Below are 16,919 nucleotides of genomic sequence, written 5' to 3'. Positions count from 1 at the left end.
CCCGCGTCTGGTCCGGCCCCCGCGTCTGGTCCGGCCCCCGCGTCTGGTCCGGCCCCCGCGTCGGATCCGGCCCCCGCGTCGGATCCGGCCCCCGCACCGGGTTCGGCCCTCGCGTCTGGTCCGGCCCCCGCATCCGGTCCCGCCTACGCCCCCGGTCCGGCCCCCGCATCCGGTCCCGCCTACGCCCCCGGTCCGGCCCGCACGCCGGGTCGGGCCCGCTTCGCCGAACAGATACAGGCAATCCCACCGGATCATGCCGGGACGCTCGGGGATTCGGCGACGGACCCCCACATGAACGTCGGTCACACAGCAAGCCAAGACGTCGCGAGCGTGGCGGGGGGCGATGGGACTGGTATCAGGCTTACCGCCGCCGTTCAAGATCAGGGGGAACTGGTGCAGGTATCGCCCGAGAGGCATCTTGCATCAGTTCCCCCTGATCTTGAACAACGCTCGGTAGGCAACAACCGCACCCCTTCTCGGGGTCCGCGCTGTGACGGGACCGAGGGTGACGCGGCGGGCGATCCTCTGGCGCAGGATTGGGTGCCGGTGAATGTGCCGCCGTTGCGGGGGGCCTCGCCGGAGGAGGCGGCGCTGATCGCGCGCTGGCTGGCTCGGGCGGGGGTGCGGATAGTAAGGACTACGGAGGGGTATCGGGAGCCGATGTACGGGGCGGGGCGATGGGTGGGGTGGGCAGAGGTGGCGGATGCGGCGGCGCACGCCCAACCCGCTGAGGATGCGTACGTGGACCGCTTAGGCTGAGCGCATGATTACCGCGATCGTGATGATTGACGCCGACAACGGCCGCATTCCGGAGACTGCGCAGGCCGTCGCGGACACCGAGGGCGTCACCGAGGTGTACTCCTGTGCCGGTGACGTGGACCTGATCGCGATCGTGCGGGTGCGCGACCACGAGCAGATCGCCGAGGTGGTGACCAACCGCCTCGACAAGGTCCCCGGCGTCGCGCGGACCATCACGCACATCGCGTTCAAGTCCTACGCCAGCGCGGATACCGAGGCCGGTTTCTCGCTGGGGGAGTGAGGGTCAGCTGCGCAGCATCGAACTGCCGGTGTAGGTGCCGCTCGAGCGTCCGCGCAGGATTCCCGAGGCAGCGCCGACGCAGTGGGTGTTCATATAGATGGTCACCAGCCGGTCGCTGTTGTTCTTGAACTTGCGCGGCGCGTTCGGCCCGAGGTCGACGCAGCCGGACGTTCCGCCGTAATCGGTACCGTCGACGATCAATTCGCCCTCGGCCGCGCTCGCCGGCGCGATGGCGCATACGGCCACCATCGACAGTGCCCCGAGTGCTACACGAATGCTGTGCTTCATGTGGTGCTCCTCGTTGGTAAGGACCGAGGTTCTCGCTGCCGGATCAGCTGATGATCATCGACTTACCGGTGTAGGTGCCGCTGTCGTGCGGCGAGAGGACCCCGGTGGAGATGCCTCCGCAGGTGGCGTCGGCATAGATCGTCACCACGCTGTCGGTGTCATTCTGGAAGGCGCGCGGCGCGTCCTCGCCGAGCAGGACACACCCGTTTCGGTCGGTGTAATTCACTCCGTCGACGAACAATCCACACCCGTCGGCCGTGGCCAGCGGAGCGGCGGCACAGACAGCGGCCACCGAAAGACTCCAGAAGACTGCACGAACGCTGCGCCGCATGCTGTGCTCCTCGCCGGTCGAAGCCGTTCGCCGCCTGCCGCGCCGAGCCGGCTTTGCATGGACCTACCAATCCGTCTACCACGCTGACCTCATCTTATGCACGCCAGCTATCTATGAGTCCACGGTTTGCGCTCACCTCACGATTCCACGCCAGACGATCTCGCCCCCGCGAGACTCCGCCGCGCTCGAGGCCGGCCTGACCGTATCCACCGCGTTCGGGACCTGCGTGGCCATATGTCGCGCTCGAGACCCTGCGTGGGTGTATCCGTCGCGTTCGGGACCTGCGTGGCCGCGTCCGCCGCGCTCGATAGTCCGCGCAACCGCCCGCTTCGTCCGCCGTGCTCGGAACCTGCGTGGTTGTATCTGCCGTGCTCGGGACCCATATGGCTGCATCCGCCGTGCTTGAGACGGACTGGCTGCATCCGCCGTGCTGGGGACCTAGCGTGGCTGCATACGCCGTGTTCGACACCTGCCTGGCTGATCTGCGGCGCTCGATAGTCCGTGTAACCGCCCACTTCGTCCGCCGTGCTCGGAACCTGCGTGGTTGTATCTGCCGTGCTCGGGACCCATATGGCCGCATCCGCCGTACTTGAGACCGGCATGGCTGCATTCGCCGTGCTCAGGACCTGCTTGGCGGCATCCGCCGTGGTCGCGACCTGCCTGGCTGATCTGTGGCGCTCGATAATCCGCGAAGTGGCCCGCTTCGTCCGCCGATCGCCCGACATCTCCGGCAGTGCGTGCCCGCCGAACCGAAAACAGGTGTAGGGCCAACAGCTGGCCGCCTGCGCGCTGGCCGACAGTGGCGCTGGCGATGATGCCGCCCAGCAGCTGGCCGCGTGCGCGCTGGCCGACAGTGGCGCTGGCGATGATGCCGCCCGACAGCTGGTCGCGTGCGCGCTGGCCGACAGCGCGGCGTCAGCGATGATGCCGCCCAACAGTTGGCCGCGTGCGCGCTGGCCGACAGCGTGGCGCCGGCGATGATCGCCACCCGCATCAGGTGGCGGCTGTGGGCTAGCGGTCGCCGAGTGTGACCGTCAACTTCGTCCACCGTTCGAGCAGCGCCCCGGCCTTGCCCGAATCGATGGCTTCGGCGGCTCGCTCGAGCCCGCCGGCCAGCGCGTCGTGCACGTCGGCGGCGAAATCGACTGTCCCCTGGGACAAGTCGTAGGCCACGATGGCCGCCGCCGAGTTGACCAGCACCGCGTCCCGCACCGCGCCGCTCGTTCCGGCGAACACGCTCCGCGCCACGCCCGCGTTGACCTCGGCATCGCCGCCCCGCAGCGCCTCCAGGTCGACGCGGGCAATGCCGAGACGGGTCGGATCGATAGTCGTCTCCCGCATCTGCCCACCGGAAACCACCCAGGCGGTGGTCGTGTCGGACGTGGTGATCTCGTCGAGCCCATCATCCCCCCGGACCACCAGCGCACTCCCGCCCCGCGCGGCGAACACTCCCGCGATCACCGGCAGCAGATCCGCGAACGCGCACCCCACCAGCCCGGCCCGTGGTTGCGCCGGATTCGTCAGCGGCCCAAGCACATTGAACACCGTCGGAATCCCGATCTCCTTGCGCGCCGCCCCGGCGAACCGCAGCGCGGGATGGAACACCGGCGCGAAACAGAACCCGATCCCCACCTCGCGCACGCACCGCGCCACCGCCTCCGGCCCGAGCGCCAGCCGCACCCCGAGCGATTCGAGCACGTCCGCGCCGCCGCTCTTCGACGAGGCCGCGCGGTTCCCGTGCTTGACCACCGGCACCCCCGCCGCGGCCACCACGATCGAGGACATGGTGGAGATGTTCACCGACCCGGACCGGTCACCACCGGTCCCGACGATGTCCACCGCGTCACCGTCGATGTGCACCAGCCGCGCGTGCTCGAGCATGCCCGTGGCGAGCCCGGTCAGCTCCTCGGGCGTCGGCCCCTTGATCTTCATGGCCACCCCGAACGCCGCGATCTGGGCGGGAGTGGCGTTGTCCGACATGATCTCGTCCATCGCCCATGCCGTGTCGTCCGCGGCCAGGTCGCCACCGTCGGCGAGGGTTCCGAGCACCTGGGGCCAGCTGCGCACGTTCATGAATTAACTTTCTCCCGTCACCTGGTTCACAACCAGTTCGTCGCGAAGCAGCTTACTTCCCCCGCTCAGCGCAAAGCCCGTGGTTATCACCCGGCCGCGGGCCCGGATTGTCCGGCCGCCGGCCGCGGTTGCAGCGCATCCCATCCGTCCGCGGTCCCGTCGTGCCGCTGCGCGAGCCCGGCCATCCGCGAACGCTCCTGCGAACAATGCAGCGCGTCCAGCACCTGCACCCGTTGCAGAATCACCGTCTCCAACGCCTCGTGCCCCGGCCCGCCGACCCGCGGCGCGGGCGCGTACCCGTCCTGCGCCGCGATCGCACACACCGCCTCGACCTGTCCCGGCGGAATCCGCAGATGATGCCGCAACACCGCGTCCGCGTCCGGCACCAGCTCGCTCGCCCGCGCCAACGCCGCCGAACACGCTTCCGCGTCATCGAAACTCGACGCGACCACCACCAGATCGGCCCGGCTCGGATCCAGCGGCGCCGGGCCACCGCGCCCGAACAGCCGACCCCACAAACGCCCTGCCACATCGCCTCCATCTCAGCTTTTACTTACGCACACCTGTCATGCTGTGGTCCGGCTACCCGAGAGCACGCGGACCCGGCGGACAAACATGTTCCGGCCGACGCCGCCGCGTCGCGGGCGGCCCGACCTCAACACGCCGAGCCCTGGTCGAGAGGCTGTCTGTCCGTGGGTTTTCCGACACGGAGACACAAGTTTCGCACCCGGGTACTTGTGTCGTACTACGACGAGTCATACTTACCCCCGTGACGACCGCAGTAGGGACCCCCGGATCGGCCATTACCCAGCGTGTGCACTCGCTGAATCGGCCCAACATGGTCAGCGTCGGTACCATCATCTGGCTGTCCAGCGAGTTGATGTTCTTCGCCGGCCTCTTCGCGATGTATTTCGTCGCGCGCGCACAGGCGCACGGCGTCTGGCCGCCGGAACCGACCGAGTTGAACCTCAAGCTCGCTGTGCCGGTCACGACCGTGCTGGTCGCGTCGTCGTTCACCTGCCAGATGGGCGTGTTCGCCGCTGAGCGTGGCGACGTGTTCGGCCTGCGCCGCTGGTACGTCATCACGCTGATCATGGGCGCGATGTTCGTCGCGGGCCAGGGTTACGAGTACACAAGCCTGGTCAAGGAAGGCACCTCGATCTCGAGCAGCGCCTACGGCTCGGTGTTCTACATCACCACCGGTTTCCACGGTTTGCACGTCATCGGCGGTCTGATCGCGTTCGTGTTCCTGCTGATCCGCACCAAGGTCAGTAAGTTCACCCCCGCGCAGGCCACCGCCGCGATCGTGGTCTCGTACTACTGGCACTTCGTCGACATCGTCTGGATCGGGTTGTTCGCCACGATCTACTTCGTCCGCTGAGCCGGGCGTACCCCAGTCTTTTGCACACGTCGGTTCCGTCTACTCCAAAGGGACACAGATGAGTTCATCTCCCCCGTCAGCGCCAGAGCCCGCCAGCAACGGGAACGGCGAGGCCAGCAAGACACGCAGGCAGCGCCGCGTTCGCCGTCGCATCGCGGGCGGGCTCGCGCTGTTGGTGGGCCTCGTCGGAGCGGGCTTCCTGGCCGCGGCCTTGACGCCGGACCCGCAGCGGGCGACCGCGAACGAGGATTCCTCGGCGCTGATCCGCGAGGGTAACCAGCTCTACGACACCTCCTGCATCACCTGCCACGGTGCGAACCTGCAGGGCGTGCAGGACCGTGGTCCCAGCCTGATCGGCGTCGGCGAGGCCGCCGTCTACTTCCAGGTGTCCTCCGGCCGCATGCCGATGGCCCGTAACGAGGCCCAGGCCCAGCGCAAGCCGGCGAAGTTCGACGAGCACCAGACCGACGCGCTGATGGCGTACGTGGCGGCCAACGGCGGCGGCCCGACCGTGGTCCGCGACGCGAACGGCGAGATCGCGCAGGAGTCGCTGCGCGGCGACGATATCGCCCGCGGTTCGGAACTGTTCCGGATGAACTGCGCGTCCTGCCACAACTTCACCGGCCGCGGCGGCGCGCTGTCCTCCGGTAAGTTCGCCCCGCCGCTGGAGCCCGCCTCCGAGCAGCAGATCTACGACGCGATGATGACCGGCCCGCAGAACATGCCGAAGTTCTCCGACCGGCAGCTGTCGCCGGAGGAGAAGCGCGACATCGTCGCCTACGTCATGAACGCGAAAGAGGAGAAGGCCCCCGGCGGCTGGGACCTCGGCGGCTTCGGTCCCGCGACCGAGGGCCTGGTCATGTGGGTGATCGGTATCACGACGGTCGTCGGTGCCGCGATCTGGATCGGGTCACGGTCATGAGCGAGAACGAGAAGGAGCCAAACGACATGGGTCGGCCGGATGAGGGCCACGACGGCGGCGAGCCGTCGAAGGAATCCACGGGCCACGGTTCCCACGAGGTGGTCGCCGATTCCGACGGCCACGCGGTGACGGAGTCCGACAGCCACGCGGCGAAGCGCGACTACACCGAGGCCGAACTCGACGCGATGACGCGCGACGAACTGGTCAAGCTCGGTACCGAGCGGGACGGCGTCGACGTCGCCTACCGGCGCGAGCGGTTCCCGGTTCCGGGCACCCGCGCCGAGAAGCGCGCCGAGCGCGCGGTCGCGTTCTGGTTCGCCGTGTCCGGCATCGCCGCGGCGGCGCTGGTCGGCGTGTACCTGTTCTGGCCGTGGAAGTTCAAGCCGTCCGACGAGGAGGGCCACACCGCCTACTCGCTGTTCACCCCGCTGGTCGGTGTCACCTTCGGCGTCTCGGTGCTGGTCATCGGCGTCGCGGTGGTGCTGATCCGCAAGATGTTCATCCCCGCCGAGCTGTCCATCCAGGACCGCCACGACGGCCCGTCGCCCGAGGTCGAGCGCCGCACCCTGGTCGCCGAACTCTCCGACGCGCTGGAGACCTCCACGCTGGCCCGCCGCAAGCTGATCACCCGCACGGCCGGCGCCGGTGTCGGTGTGCTCGGGATCGGAGCGCTGCTGGTGTTCGTCGGCGGCATGGTGAAGAACCCGTGGGCCAAGCGGGAGAAGTCGCCGCTGTGGGTCTCGGGCTGGACCCCGGACTTCGAGGGCGAGACCATCTACATCCGCCGCGACACCGGTCGCCCGGAGGACATCGTGCTGGTGCGTCCCGAGGACATGGACGCGGGCGGCATGGAGACGGTGTTCCCCTGGAAGGAGAAGTGGCGCGGGGACGAGCACGCCACGCTCCAGTCGCTGCGCGGTATCCGCAACGCGGTCATGCTGATTCGCCTGCGCACCGAAGACGCGCAGAAGGCGATCAAGCGTAAGGGCCAGGAGAGCTTCAACTACGGCGACTACTTCGCCTACTCGAAGATCTGCACCCACCTCGGTTGCCCGACGTCGCTGTTCGAGTCGCAGACCAACAAGATCCTCTGCCCCTGCCACCAGTCGCAGTTCCTGGCGACCGAATGGGGTAAGCCGGTCTTCGGTCCCGCCGCTCGCGCACTGCCGCAGCTGCCGATCACCGTCAATTCCGAGGGCTACCTGGTCGCCAACGGCGACTTCATCGAGCCGCTCGGCCCGGCTTACTGGGAGCGTCGTTCATGAGCCCTTCTGCTGCCGCACAGGCCAACGAGATGGACGAGCGGTATCAAGCCGCAGCGTTCGTGAAGCGGTCGATCAACAAGGTCTTCCCGACCCACTGGTCGTTCCTGCTCGGTGAGATCGCGCTGTACGCGTTCATCATCCTGCTGCTCTCGGGTGTCTACCTGACCCTGTTCTTCGATCCGTCGATGACCGAGGTCGTCTACAACGGCTCGTACCAGCCGCTGCGTGGTGTCACCATGTCGCGGGCGTACGAGACCTCGCTGGACATCACCTTCGAGGTGCGTGGCGGTCTGTTCGTCCGCCAGGTGCATCACTGGGCCGCGCTGCTGTTCGCGGCATCGATCATCGTGCACCTGTTCCGCATCTTCTTCACCGGCGCGTTCCGCAAGCCGCGTGAGGCGAACTGGGTGATCGGCTCGCTGCTGCTGATCCTGGCCATGTTCGAGGGCTTCTTCGGTTACTCGCTGCCCGACGACCTGCTGTCCGGCACCGGCCTGCGGGCCGCGTTCGGCGGTATCACGATGAGTATCCCGATCGCGGGCACCTGGATGCACTGGCTGATCTTCGGCGGGGACTTCCCCGGCACGATCATCATCCCGCGCCTCTACATCGCGCACGTGCTGCTGCTGCCCGGCATCATCCTGGCGCTGATCGCCGCGCACGTGGCGCTGGTCTGGTACCAGAAGCACACCCAGTTCCCCGGACCGGGCCGCACCGAGAACAACGTGGTCGGCGCTCGCATCATCCCGGTGTTCGCCGCGGACCAGGGCGCGTTCTTCGCCTTCACCCTCGGCATCGTCGGCATCATGGGCGGCCTGTTCCAGATCAACCCGATCTGGAACCTGGGCCCGTACAACCCGTCGCAGGTCTCCGCGGGTTCGCAGCCGGACTTCTACATGATGTGGACCGACGGCCTGGCGCGTCTGATGCCGCCGTGGGAGCTCTACCTGGGTCGCTACACGGTTCCGGCCGTGTTCTGGGTGGCGTTGATCATGGGCCTGGTGTTCACCGTGCTGATCATGTACCCGTGGATCGAGAAGCGGCTGACCGGCGACACCGCCGGGCACAACCTGCTGCAGCGTCCGCGCGACGTGCCGGTGCGCACCGCGATCGGCGCCATGTCGATCGGCTTCTACGTCGTGCTGACCCTGTCCTGCGTCAACGACATCGTCGCGCTGAAGTTCGACATCTCGTTGAACGCGACCACCTGGATGGGCCGCATCGGCATCCTGGTCGTGCCGCCGCTGGCGTACTTCGTCGCCTACCGGTTCTGCATCGGCCTGCAGCGCAGCGACCGGGCGGTGCTCGAGCACGGCATCGAGACCGGCGTGATCAAGCGCCTGCCGCACGGTGAGTACATCGAGGTGCACCAGCCGCTGGGCCCGGTCGACGACCACGGCCACCCGATCCCGCTGGAGTACCAGGGCGCGACCGTCCCGAAGAAGATGAGCAAGCTCGGCTCGGCCGGCAAGCCCGGTACCGGCAGCTTCCTGCGGGCGGACCCGTGGCAGGAGAGCGAGCAGCACTTCGAGACCGAGCACGCCGAGGAGCACAAGCAGCTCAAGGTGTTGCAGGCGCGTCAGGAGAAGGAACTCGGTGGCAAGCACAGCCACTGATCGCTGAAACACAAAGGCCCCGAGTCGAAACCGGCTCGGGGCTTTTGTATTGTGGCGCTCAACTGCCGAGCTTGCGCCCTATGTAGGCAATGCGGAATTTCTGTTCGGTTGCGATCAATCGGAAATGGATCCGTCCGGCACCCGGGGTGAACCTGGCGTGCATATCGAAGGTGCGCGTGACTCCGTCGAGATCCACGAACCTGCACAGTGCTTTGCGCTGGTCATGTTCTGGTGTAACTTTGCTGCCCCATATCGGGCTGCCTGCCTTAGGAACCCAGCCGACAGCGGAGGTTTGCAGTTCCCTCAATCGTACGAAGACTGGTCTAACCCAGACCGGCGATATATCGGTGAGGTCGTGTTCGACTCGAGGCAGGAAGTCCAGCGCGGGGAAGAACTGATGGCGGCGATCCCAGACGTCTCGACCCGCTCGCACATCGGTGTCGTATCGGCTCTCGTCGAGCCATGATGCGTGTACGTCGACGTGGTCAGTGCACGATGCGTGTCGTACCGTGACGATTTCTTGGCAGATCTCTTCGACCGTCTCGTCGACCCACATTCGATCTAGTTCGATGGCGTCCAGTGCCCATTCTTCATGTGTCGGCAGGCTGACAGCCATTCCATCGTGGTTGTGCGCGACGCCCAACCCACTGGCGAGCCGATCTCGATGTCGGAACTCGTCGTCGTCTTGCTCGGTCGGCGCCAGTTCAGCGAAGGTGAACGGGGCGCGACTCTGCATCGACCTGATAGCACGCCAATGGTCCTTGTTGCGACCGTCTGCCGCCCACCGTCGCATCGGGTAGTCCAGCGCAAGATCGATGTCCGGAAGCTTGACCGGTGTGATCAGTACCGCGTCGGATTTGATCGCGCGGAGGGTGGCGACGAACTGTCGCACCGCATCATCAACCCTGCTGACCGGAAGGTGGTGGCCGCAAGAGAGCTCATTGAGGCAAAGCAGCGTAGTCACACAATCCCCCGTACTGTTTTGGCCCGATTAGTCGATCAGTTCGTCGAGCGCCCGGTCCCACTCATCGAAGAAGCCATCCGGCCAACGCAATACGCTGCCTTGGCCGCTGACTTCGAGTTGCTCGACATGCTTGGTTCCACTGCTGTCCGCGTGAAAATACAACAGACCCAGTTGATCAGGGGTCAATACCCGATTCTTGACGGCGATGCGCATGCCGTTCAAGACGTGATCACTATGCGATTCGACAATGACCTGGGCGCCTGCCCTCGCTGTTCGAGCAAGTAGATCGGCCATCGCGGACTGGCCTCGCGGATGCAGATGAGCTTCCGGGTTTTCCAGCAACAGCAGCGTCCCGGGTCCTGAGCTCAGACAGGCAACCACAATCGGCAGCGAGTAGGTAAGGCCGAAACCCACGTTGGTCGGCCGATATTGGTTCGAGGACGACAGTCCGGCGGTGCCGAAGCTGAATCCGAGTCTGACCGTGTCGGTTCCGTCGATGCCGGTTGCCGCGAGATTTACGCCAGGGCACAGATGTTGCAGCCACGCTTCTGTCTGTCGGAACAGGTCAGTCGAGGCGGCATCCGGCTGTTGCAACTCTGGTCTGACCAACTCATCCCGATAGTGCCGCAAGAAGTTGACAGTGTGCTCTCCGCGGGCACCTAGGAATTTCCTTCTGATCGCTATGTCGTGTGAGCGTGGATAGCTGACCGCTGGATTGATGCGGTCGGCGCGAAGGTACTGAAAGTGCTGGTTAAACAACCGGCTCCGTCGGTCGAGCTTTTCCGGGACGAAACTGAGTAGGTCATCGACGATACTGAGCAGATCTTGTTCAGGGGCGTAGGCGGCGGTGAACGCGAGATCATGGTCGTCGTCGGATACGGTGATGGCGATGCCGCCCTTGGTTTTCGACGTCGGTACCCAAGCCTCATGCCGTACGTCTTTGCCCGTGCCCAACTCGACGAGTTCTCCGTTGAGGAGCAGTCCGGTATCGCGATTGGACAAGACCCCGGCTGTATACGATTGCCGCAGGAGGGCGAGCGCTTGCAGAACTGTGCTCTTGCCACTCGAATTGAGTCCGGAGAGTAGCGTGATCTGGCGTAACGGAATATTCTGGTCGGCGAAGGCCTTGAAGTTCTGCAGCCGAATATCGGTCAGCATCGTCAGCTCCCGTCGTATTCCGCGAAAAGTGAGTCGATAGCACGAAACCGGTAGCGGACCTTAGCTGGATCGCCGGTGCTTACTGAAATTGCCCGATCGAAATAGCTGTCCGAATTCATCAGGTTGATATATCCTTTGTTTACAAGATCGCGCTTAAGTGTCAAGTTTTCAAGTTGCTTCGGTGAGCGTCGAGCCAGTGATACGGTGACTGCTTCGAACAGCGCTTTGTTTATTGGATAGCGGGCTGCCTTGGCTTTGTATTTTTTCCGAAATGCATTTTCGCCGAATATCTCGTGTGCCGCATCCATGGCGGAGTAAAACCGTCCCCTCAGTTCCTCAAGCCGCGGTGAGCTGAGAGTGTTGATCTTACGCATCGCGTCGCGCAAGAAGTTGTCGAAATCTTTGTTTTGGTAGTGGTCTGGTTCGAACAGGATAAACGCGAGGAAACGCAGCACCATCTCTCGGTCGGCCATGCGGCTACGTGATACGGTGCCGGCAGTGGCTCGTTGAAACAACTCGGAATCCGCCAATTCGGTGAGGAGCTCTCTGGCCTGGCCAGGAATCAGGGCATGGCGCAGTTCCTGCGTGGTCAGCGGCAGGCCGCCGGTGTTCAGCCGAGCGAAGATATTGAATTTTGCCTCGTCCGGCGTCCCTTCCCTGATGAGATGGAGGACGATTTCGGTCTCTTCTAGCCTGGTCTGTAGGCGGCCAGGTAAATCGTCGAAGCAGTAATTATTGAATGGTAAGTAATTAAGGCCCTTGAGTTTTAGCTGCGGAAATTCCGATGCTTCGGGCTCCATGAACCGCGTGATCGCAGTCAATCGCTGGATGCCGTCCACTATGGCCCAGGATTCATCTGCGGTCTCAGCTGCATAGAAGGCGGGCAGCGGTATGCGCAGCAGCATTGACTCGATGAGCCGACTTTGATTGACATCGTTCCAAATTCCGGCAAGGCGCTGGAAATCCGGCTGCAGGTCGACGGTCTGTCGCCGAATTCGGGAAAGCATCAGGCTGATAGTCGGGTTGCGCGTGATCACGTCGATCCGCTCCGGATCGTACGGTTGATCGATTGGTTCTCCCAGATCTTCCCGCTCGATATCGAGGACATCGCCGCTTGCATCGAGCTCTCGCTGAACGTCCGCGGCGGAGCGAGCGCCAGGTGCGTCGCTAGTATCGTCCATTGGTATCGAATGCTCCCCTGTCGTCATGACTGTCCCAACTCTAATGGGGGCAGATCCGCTACGCACGCGTTCAGAGCCTGCGTGCCGCTTCGATGGCCTCGAACTTGGCCAGGTTGTGCCGGGCGTCGGCGAGCGCGTCGTGCGCGTCCGGGGGGACCGGGGGCAGCTCGGGGCGGCCGTGCGCGTCCCAGTGCTGGCGCAGCTCGTTGGTGTAGCGGGGGAAGATGGTGGGCAGGTCGACCATGGAACCCCACAGCTGGCACAGTGCCACGTGGTCGTACGCGCCGACCCAGGCCCACAGCTCCGGCACCACCGACGAGCGCGGCACCAGGAACTTGTACAGGTCGTCGCGGATCTGCTTGCGGCTGCGCCACAGCGGCGAGGACGGCGAGGGTAGCTGCGGCAGCACGTGCCTGCGCACCCACGGACCCGCCTTGTCCGGATCGAATTCCGTGGACACCGCGTAATATTCGCGCCCGTCCTCGCACACGACACCGATGGAGACCAGGTCGATGACGACCCCGTCCTCGATGAATTCGCAGTCGTAAAAGTATCGAAGCGAGATCGGTCTACTCCTCAGCAATTCGGTGTGGCGCCGGTTCGGCCGCGCGTACGTTCCGAACAATCACCCTAAGTGGGGGAGGGCCGGGATATGCAGCCGGGCTCGGATCCGCGGGGTGGTGGCCGGAGACACCCCTATGGTGGGTACCACATGCGTCCGACTCATCCGTATTCTGAACGAGTGAACTGGACCGTCGACGTACCGATCGATCGCCTGCCGGAACTGCCGCCGCTGCCCACCGAGTTGCGCAGGCGGTTGGACGAAGCGCTGGCCCGCCCCGCGTTACAGCAGCCGTCGTGGGATCCAGAACAGGCCGCGCAGATGCGCACCGTGCTGGAGAGCGTGCCGCCGATCTGCGTGCCCGCCGAGGTGGAGGACCTGCGCGAGCAGCTCGCCGAGGTGGCCCGCGGCGAGGCGTTCCTCATGCAGGGCGGTGACTGCGCCGAGACGTTCGCCGACAACACCGAGCCGCACATCCGCGGCAACATCCGCACCCTGCTGCAGATGGCCGTCGTGCTCACCTACGGCGCCAGCCTGCCGGTGGTCAAGGTCGCGCGCATCGCCGGCCAGTACGCGAAACCGCGTTCCTCGGATACCGATTCGCTCGGCCTCAAGTCCTACCGCGGCGACATGGTGAACGCGCTGGTCGCCGACGCCGCGCAGCGCGAGCACGACCCGTCCCGCCTGGTCCGTGCCTACGCCAACGCCAGCGCCGCGATGAACCTGGTGCGCGCGCTGACCGGCGCCGGCATGGCCGACCTGCACAAGGTGCACGACTGGAACCGCGACTTCGTCGCCAAGTCGCCGGCCGGCGCCCGGTACGAGGCGCTGGCCGAGGAGATCGACCGCGGCCTCGCGTTCATGACCGCCTGCCGGGTGAACGACCCGAGCTTGAAGTCGGCCCGCATCTACGCCAGCCACGAGGCGCTCGTGCTCGATTACGAGCGTGCCATGCTGCGGCTGAGCGAGAACGCCGCGGGTGAGCCGGTGCTCTACGACCTGTCCGCGCACTTCCTCTGGATCGGCGAACGGACCAGGCAGCTCGACGGCGCGCACATCGCGCTCGCCGAACTGCTGGCCAACCCGATCGGCCTGAAGATCGGCCCGACCACCACGCCCGACATGGCCGTGGAGTACGTCGAGCGGCTCGATCCGAACAACGAGCCCGGCCGGCTCACGATCGTCTCGCGCATGGGCAACGGCAAGGTCCGCGACGTGCTGCCGCCGATCATCGAGAAGGTGCAGGCCACCGGTCACCAGGTGATCTGGCAGTGCGACCCGATGCACGGCAACACCCACGAGGCCTCCACCGGTTTCAAGACCCGCCACTTCGACCGCATCGTCGACGAGGTCCAGGGCTTCTTCGAGGTGCACCACGCCCTCGGCACCCACCCCGGCGGCCTGCACATCGAGCTCACCGGCGAAGACGTCACCGAATGCCTCGGCGGCGCCCAGGACATCTCCGACCTGGACCTCTCCGGCCGCTACGAAACCGCCTGCGACCCGCGGCTGAACACCCAGCAGTCGCTGGAACTTGCCTTCCTGGTCGCCGAAATGCTCCGCTGAGCAAGGGCCGACCGCGGCGCGCAGCTTTACCCGCGGCCGTCTGCCCTCGGCTGATGCCTCGCTGAGCAAGACGCGGCAGCATCGCGCAGACGCACCACTTCTGATTTCCCGCACCTGGAATCGCATGCGATTTTCGGTGCGGGAAATCAGAAGTAGTGCGGCAGTGAATCCGAACCCCCGCAGCCCACGCCGGTCCATGCGGGGCCGAGGTATTGCGCAGGGCGGCGGCCGGGTTGCGACGTTGCGGCCGGTTCTCCGGCGAAGCGTGTGAGTCGAGATCGGGACCAGGTCACTGTCCGAGGCCGGGCGCTGCCGGGTCCGGCGGTAGTAGGTACGTCGGCGTAACTGCCTAGCGCACAGCGACGAGGGTGCCTAGGTAGAGCGGCCCGGGCGTCTGGGGCGGGGCCGGCGGGATGCCTGGGGCGGAGCGGCCAGGATGCTTGGGACGGGGCGGCCGGGGTGGCTAGGGCGGAGTGGCCAGGATGCTTGGGACGGGGCGGCCGGGGTGGCTAGGGCGGAGCGGCCAGGATGCCTGGGGTGGAGCCGCCAGGGTGCCTAGGGCAGTGCGACCAGCGATACCGTGTTGCCCGATTCGATGTTGGCGCCGACGGCGGGGGTTTGCGAGACGATGAGTGAACTGTCGCTCGCGACAAGCTGTTTCACCTCGACCTGGACACCGAGGGATTGCAGTTTGGCCCTGGCGTTGGCGACGGTCCAGCCGCGGACGTCGGGCATCTTGAGGGCGTTGGAGACGATCAGGGCGACGCCGTCACCGGATTGGACGGTCGCGCCGGCGGCCGGATCGGTGCCGATCGCCTTGTCCGCCTCGATGCTGCGGTCGAACTGAGACCTGGTCTCGCGCACGGCGATACCCGCGGCGGTGAGGATCTTCGTTGCCTCGTCGGTCGTCTTTCCGCGCACATCGGGCACCTTCACCGGCTGAGAACCCTTGCTGCGGTACACCTTTACCTGTCCGCCCATCGGCAGGACGACGCCGGGACCCGGATCGACCTTGGCCAGTGTGCCTTTGGGCGCGGTGTTGCCGATCTCACCGGAATCCACCGGCTGCAACCCGGCGTCGCGGATCAGCTGATTGACCTTGGTGATCGGATCGCCGGGCTGCACGTCGGGCACCTTCGGCTTGCCGCTGGACACCAGCACCGCGACCGTCGATCCCTTGGTCACCCGCGAGCCGGCGGACGGATCGCTGCCGACCACGCCGCCGACCGGAATGATGTCCGACGCCTTCTGCCGTATCTCGGTCTCGAACCCGGCGTCCCGCAGCGCGGCGACCGCACGATCGGAATCCATCCCGGCGATCGCCGGAACCGGCGAATACCGGCCGACGCCGAGCCACCAGCCGCCGACACCGACGACCAGCGTGAGGATCGCCACAATGGCGACCCACACCCACGTCGTCCGGCGCGATTTGGACCGATCGGGTGCGTAGGCCTGATACGGCGACGACGCGTGCTGCTGCCGCACCGGTTGCTGCTGCGGCTCGTAACCGTCCGGCGGCCCGTAGTCGACCCGGGGTCGCGGCGCGGTCACCACCTTCGTGTGCTGCACGGTCGGCGGCGTATACGGCTCCAGCACCGCCGCGGCCTGCTGCGTGGCCGGCGTCGCTATCCGATAGCTCGCGCTCAGATGCTCGGCCGACTCCTGCGGCGCGGGCACCCGATACGGCGGCAGGTTCAGCTTCGCGCCGATCTGCCGCAGCGCCGCCGCCATCTCGTTCGCGTCGGAGAACCGGTGCGCGGGTTCGCGCGCGGTCGCCTTGGCGACCAGCTCGTCGAACTCCGGCGGCACTCCCGAGATGAACCGGCTCGGGCTCGGCACGTCGTTCTCGATCCGCTGATACGCCACCGACAGCGACGTGTCGCCGGTGAACGGCACCTTTCCGGTCAGCAGCTCGAAGATCAGCACGCCGAACGAATAGACGTCACTGCGCGCGTCGGCCGTGCCGGTGGTCACCTGTTCGGGGGACAGGTACGCGGCCGTGCCGAGAATCACGCTGGCCGAGGTGGTGTTGGCCGCCGCGACCGCGCGGACCAGGCCGAAGTCGGCGATCTTCACCTCGCCGTTGTCGGAGATCAGCACGTTCTCCGGCTTGATGTCGCGGTGCACCAGCCCGGCCGTGTGCGCGACACCGATCGCCGCGAGCACCGGTTCGGCCACCGCGCGCACCGCGTGCGGCGGCATCGGGCCGCGCTCGCGCAGCAGTTCGCGCAGCGTGCCGCCCTCGACCAACTCCATGATCAGGAAGGGATATTCACCGTCGACACCCTGGTCGTACACCGCGACCAGCGACGAATGCTTGAGCTTGGCGACCGCGCGCGCCTCGAACTCGAACCGGGAGAGAAACTGCGGGTCACCGGCGAATTTCGGGTCCATCACCTTGATCGCCACGGGACGGTCCAGGCGGGTGTCGACACCCCGGAAGACCATCGACATGCCGCCGCGGGCGATCGGCGCATCGATGCGATAGCGCCCTTCCAGCATCTGGCCGATCAATTGATGTCCTCCGGCTTTCACAAAGTTCTCACCCCTCGCGGTTGGTCCCACAAGCGATC

The 16,919-nt window shown here is 66.0% G+C and carries 15 protein-coding genes; 6 read left to right on the top strand and 9 right to left on the bottom strand.

What is annotated here, in order from left to right; genetic code table 11:
* Positions 1-763: 763 nt before the first annotated feature.
* The gene (locus ACFYO1_RS25715) at positions 764-1,039 is read left to right on the top strand and encodes an Lrp/AsnC family transcriptional regulator (protein WP_378724389.1); all 276 of its coding nucleotides are present in this window, start codon (positions 764-766) and stop codon (positions 1,037-1,039) included.
* Positions 1,040-1,042: 3 nt separating this feature from the next.
* Here ACFYO1_RS25715 and ACFYO1_RS25710 read toward each other — a convergent pair whose 3' ends face one another.
* From ACFYO1_RS25710 to ACFYO1_RS25695, 4 genes are all read right to left on the bottom strand, one after another.
* Positions 1,043-1,327 carry a hypothetical protein gene (locus ACFYO1_RS25710; RefSeq protein ID WP_387235942.1) on the bottom strand — a complete coding sequence of 95 codons (285 nt, stop codon included), beginning with the start codon at positions 1,325-1,327 and terminating at the stop codon, positions 1,043-1,045.
* A gap of 43 nt (positions 1,328-1,370) precedes the next feature.
* On the bottom strand, positions 1,371-1,658 hold the full coding sequence (locus ACFYO1_RS25705; RefSeq protein WP_387235939.1) for a hypothetical protein: 288 nt from the start codon (positions 1,656-1,658) through the stop codon (positions 1,371-1,373).
* 1,011 nt (positions 1,659-2,669) lie between these two features.
* Entirely contained in the window at positions 2,670-3,731 is a 1,062-nt protein-coding gene (gene trpD / locus ACFYO1_RS25700) for an anthranilate phosphoribosyltransferase (protein ID WP_387235936.1), read from the bottom strand.
* 86 nt (positions 3,732-3,817) lie between these two features.
* Positions 3,818-4,261, bottom strand: a complete 444-nt coding sequence (locus ACFYO1_RS25695; protein WP_387235933.1) for a hypothetical protein — start codon at positions 4,259-4,261, stop codon at positions 3,818-3,820.
* A gap of 239 nt (positions 4,262-4,500) precedes the next feature.
* Here ACFYO1_RS25695 and ACFYO1_RS25690 point away from each other — a divergent pair, with 239 nt between their 5' ends.
* The 4 genes from ACFYO1_RS25690 to ACFYO1_RS25675 are packed head-to-tail and all read left to right on the top strand — an operon-like array spanning position 4,501 to position 8,915.
* Complete coding sequence (locus tag ACFYO1_RS25690) at positions 4,501-5,112, top strand: heme-copper oxidase subunit III (RefSeq protein WP_375917698.1); 612 nt, start codon at positions 4,501-4,503, stop codon at positions 5,110-5,112.
* A gap of 58 nt (positions 5,113-5,170) precedes the next feature.
* On the top strand, positions 5,171-6,034 hold the full coding sequence (locus ACFYO1_RS25685; protein WP_364739350.1) for a cytochrome c: 864 nt from the start codon (positions 5,171-5,173) through the stop codon (positions 6,032-6,034).
* Positions 6,035-6,060: 26 nt separating this feature from the next.
* Positions 6,061-7,299 carry a ubiquinol-cytochrome c reductase iron-sulfur subunit gene (locus ACFYO1_RS25680; RefSeq protein WP_387235928.1) on the top strand — a complete coding sequence of 413 codons (1,239 nt, stop codon included), beginning with the start codon at positions 6,061-6,063 and terminating at the stop codon, positions 7,297-7,299.
* Positions 7,296-8,915: a cytochrome bc complex cytochrome b subunit gene (locus tag ACFYO1_RS25675; protein ID WP_378724402.1), complete on the top strand. Its 1,620-nt coding sequence runs from the start codon at positions 7,296-7,298 to the stop codon at positions 8,913-8,915. The genes ACFYO1_RS25680 and ACFYO1_RS25675 overlap by 4 nt, the downstream gene beginning before the upstream one ends.
* A 58-nt stretch (positions 8,916-8,973) precedes the next feature.
* Here the strand turns inward: ACFYO1_RS25675 and ACFYO1_RS25670 are convergent, their stop codons facing one another.
* The 4 genes from ACFYO1_RS25670 to ACFYO1_RS25655 are packed head-to-tail and all read right to left on the bottom strand — an operon-like array spanning position 8,974 to position 12,798.
* The gene (locus ACFYO1_RS25670) at positions 8,974-9,879 is read right to left on the bottom strand and encodes a hypothetical protein (RefSeq protein ID WP_387235925.1); all 906 of its coding nucleotides are present in this window, start codon (positions 9,877-9,879) and stop codon (positions 8,974-8,976) included.
* A 27-nt stretch (positions 9,880-9,906) separates the two neighbouring features.
* Entirely contained in the window at positions 9,907-11,037 is a 1,131-nt protein-coding gene (locus ACFYO1_RS25665) for a DUF3696 domain-containing protein (RefSeq protein ID WP_387235922.1), read from the bottom strand.
* A gap of 2 nt (positions 11,038-11,039) precedes the next feature.
* Positions 11,040-12,245: a DUF262 domain-containing protein gene (locus tag ACFYO1_RS25660; protein ID WP_387235919.1), complete on the bottom strand. Its 1,206-nt coding sequence runs from the start codon at positions 12,243-12,245 to the stop codon at positions 11,040-11,042.
* 43 nt (positions 12,246-12,288) lie between these two features.
* Positions 12,289-12,798, bottom strand: coding sequence for a polyadenylate-specific 3'-exoribonuclease AS (locus ACFYO1_RS25655; RefSeq protein WP_387238566.1), 510 nt, complete (start codon positions 12,796-12,798; stop codon positions 12,289-12,291).
* Between the two features lie 162 nt (positions 12,799-12,960).
* Between ACFYO1_RS25655 and ACFYO1_RS25650 the strand changes: the two genes are divergently transcribed.
* Positions 12,961-14,346 (top strand): class II 3-deoxy-7-phosphoheptulonate synthase, encoded by a 1,386-nt coding sequence (locus tag ACFYO1_RS25650; protein ID WP_375917688.1) that lies wholly within the window; start codon positions 12,961-12,963, stop codon positions 14,344-14,346.
* 555 nt (positions 14,347-14,901) lie between these two features.
* Here ACFYO1_RS25650 and pknB read toward each other — a convergent pair.
* Positions 14,902-16,848 carry a Stk1 family PASTA domain-containing Ser/Thr kinase gene (gene pknB, locus ACFYO1_RS25645; protein ID WP_387238563.1) on the bottom strand — a complete coding sequence of 649 codons (1,947 nt, stop codon included), beginning with the start codon at positions 16,846-16,848 and terminating at the stop codon, positions 14,902-14,904.
* Positions 16,849-16,919: the final 71 nt, after the last annotated feature.

This window comes from Nocardia sp. NPDC006044, assembly GCF_042871115.1.
Lineage (GTDB): Bacteria > Actinomycetota > Actinomycetes > Mycobacteriales > Mycobacteriaceae > Nocardia.
This window is presented reverse-complemented; position numbering and strand designations above follow the sequence as displayed.

Coding starts and splice junctions, on each gene's coding strand:
- ACFYO1_RS25660 (WP_387235919.1), bottom strand. CDS start 12,245: ATGACGACAGGGGAGCATTCGATACCAATGGACGATACTAGCGACGCA.
- ACFYO1_RS25680 (WP_387235928.1), top strand. CDS start 6,061: ATGGGTCGGCCGGATGAGGGCCACGACGGCGGCGAGCCGTCGAAGGAA.
- pknB (WP_387238563.1), bottom strand. CDS start 16,848: ATGCTGGAAGGGCGCTATCGCATCGATGCGCCGATCGCCCGCGGCGGC.
- ACFYO1_RS25705 (WP_387235939.1), bottom strand. CDS start 1,658: ATGCGGCGCAGCGTTCGTGCAGTCTTCTGGAGTCTTTCGGTGGCCGCT.
- ACFYO1_RS25710 (WP_387235942.1), bottom strand. CDS start 1,327: ATGAAGCACAGCATTCGTGTAGCACTCGGGGCACTGTCGATGGTGGCC.
- trpD (WP_387235936.1), bottom strand. CDS start 3,731: ATGAACGTGCGCAGCTGGCCCCAGGTGCTCGGAACCCTCGCCGACGGT.
- ACFYO1_RS25675 (WP_378724402.1), top strand. CDS start 7,296: ATGAGCCCTTCTGCTGCCGCACAGGCCAACGAGATGGACGAGCGGTAT.
- ACFYO1_RS25715 (WP_378724389.1), top strand. CDS start 764: ATGATTACCGCGATCGTGATGATTGACGCCGACAACGGCCGCATTCCG.
- ACFYO1_RS25685 (WP_364739350.1), top strand. CDS start 5,171: ATGAGTTCATCTCCCCCGTCAGCGCCAGAGCCCGCCAGCAACGGGAAC.
- ACFYO1_RS25665 (WP_387235922.1), bottom strand. CDS start 11,037: ATGCTGACCGATATTCGGCTGCAGAACTTCAAGGCCTTCGCCGACCAG.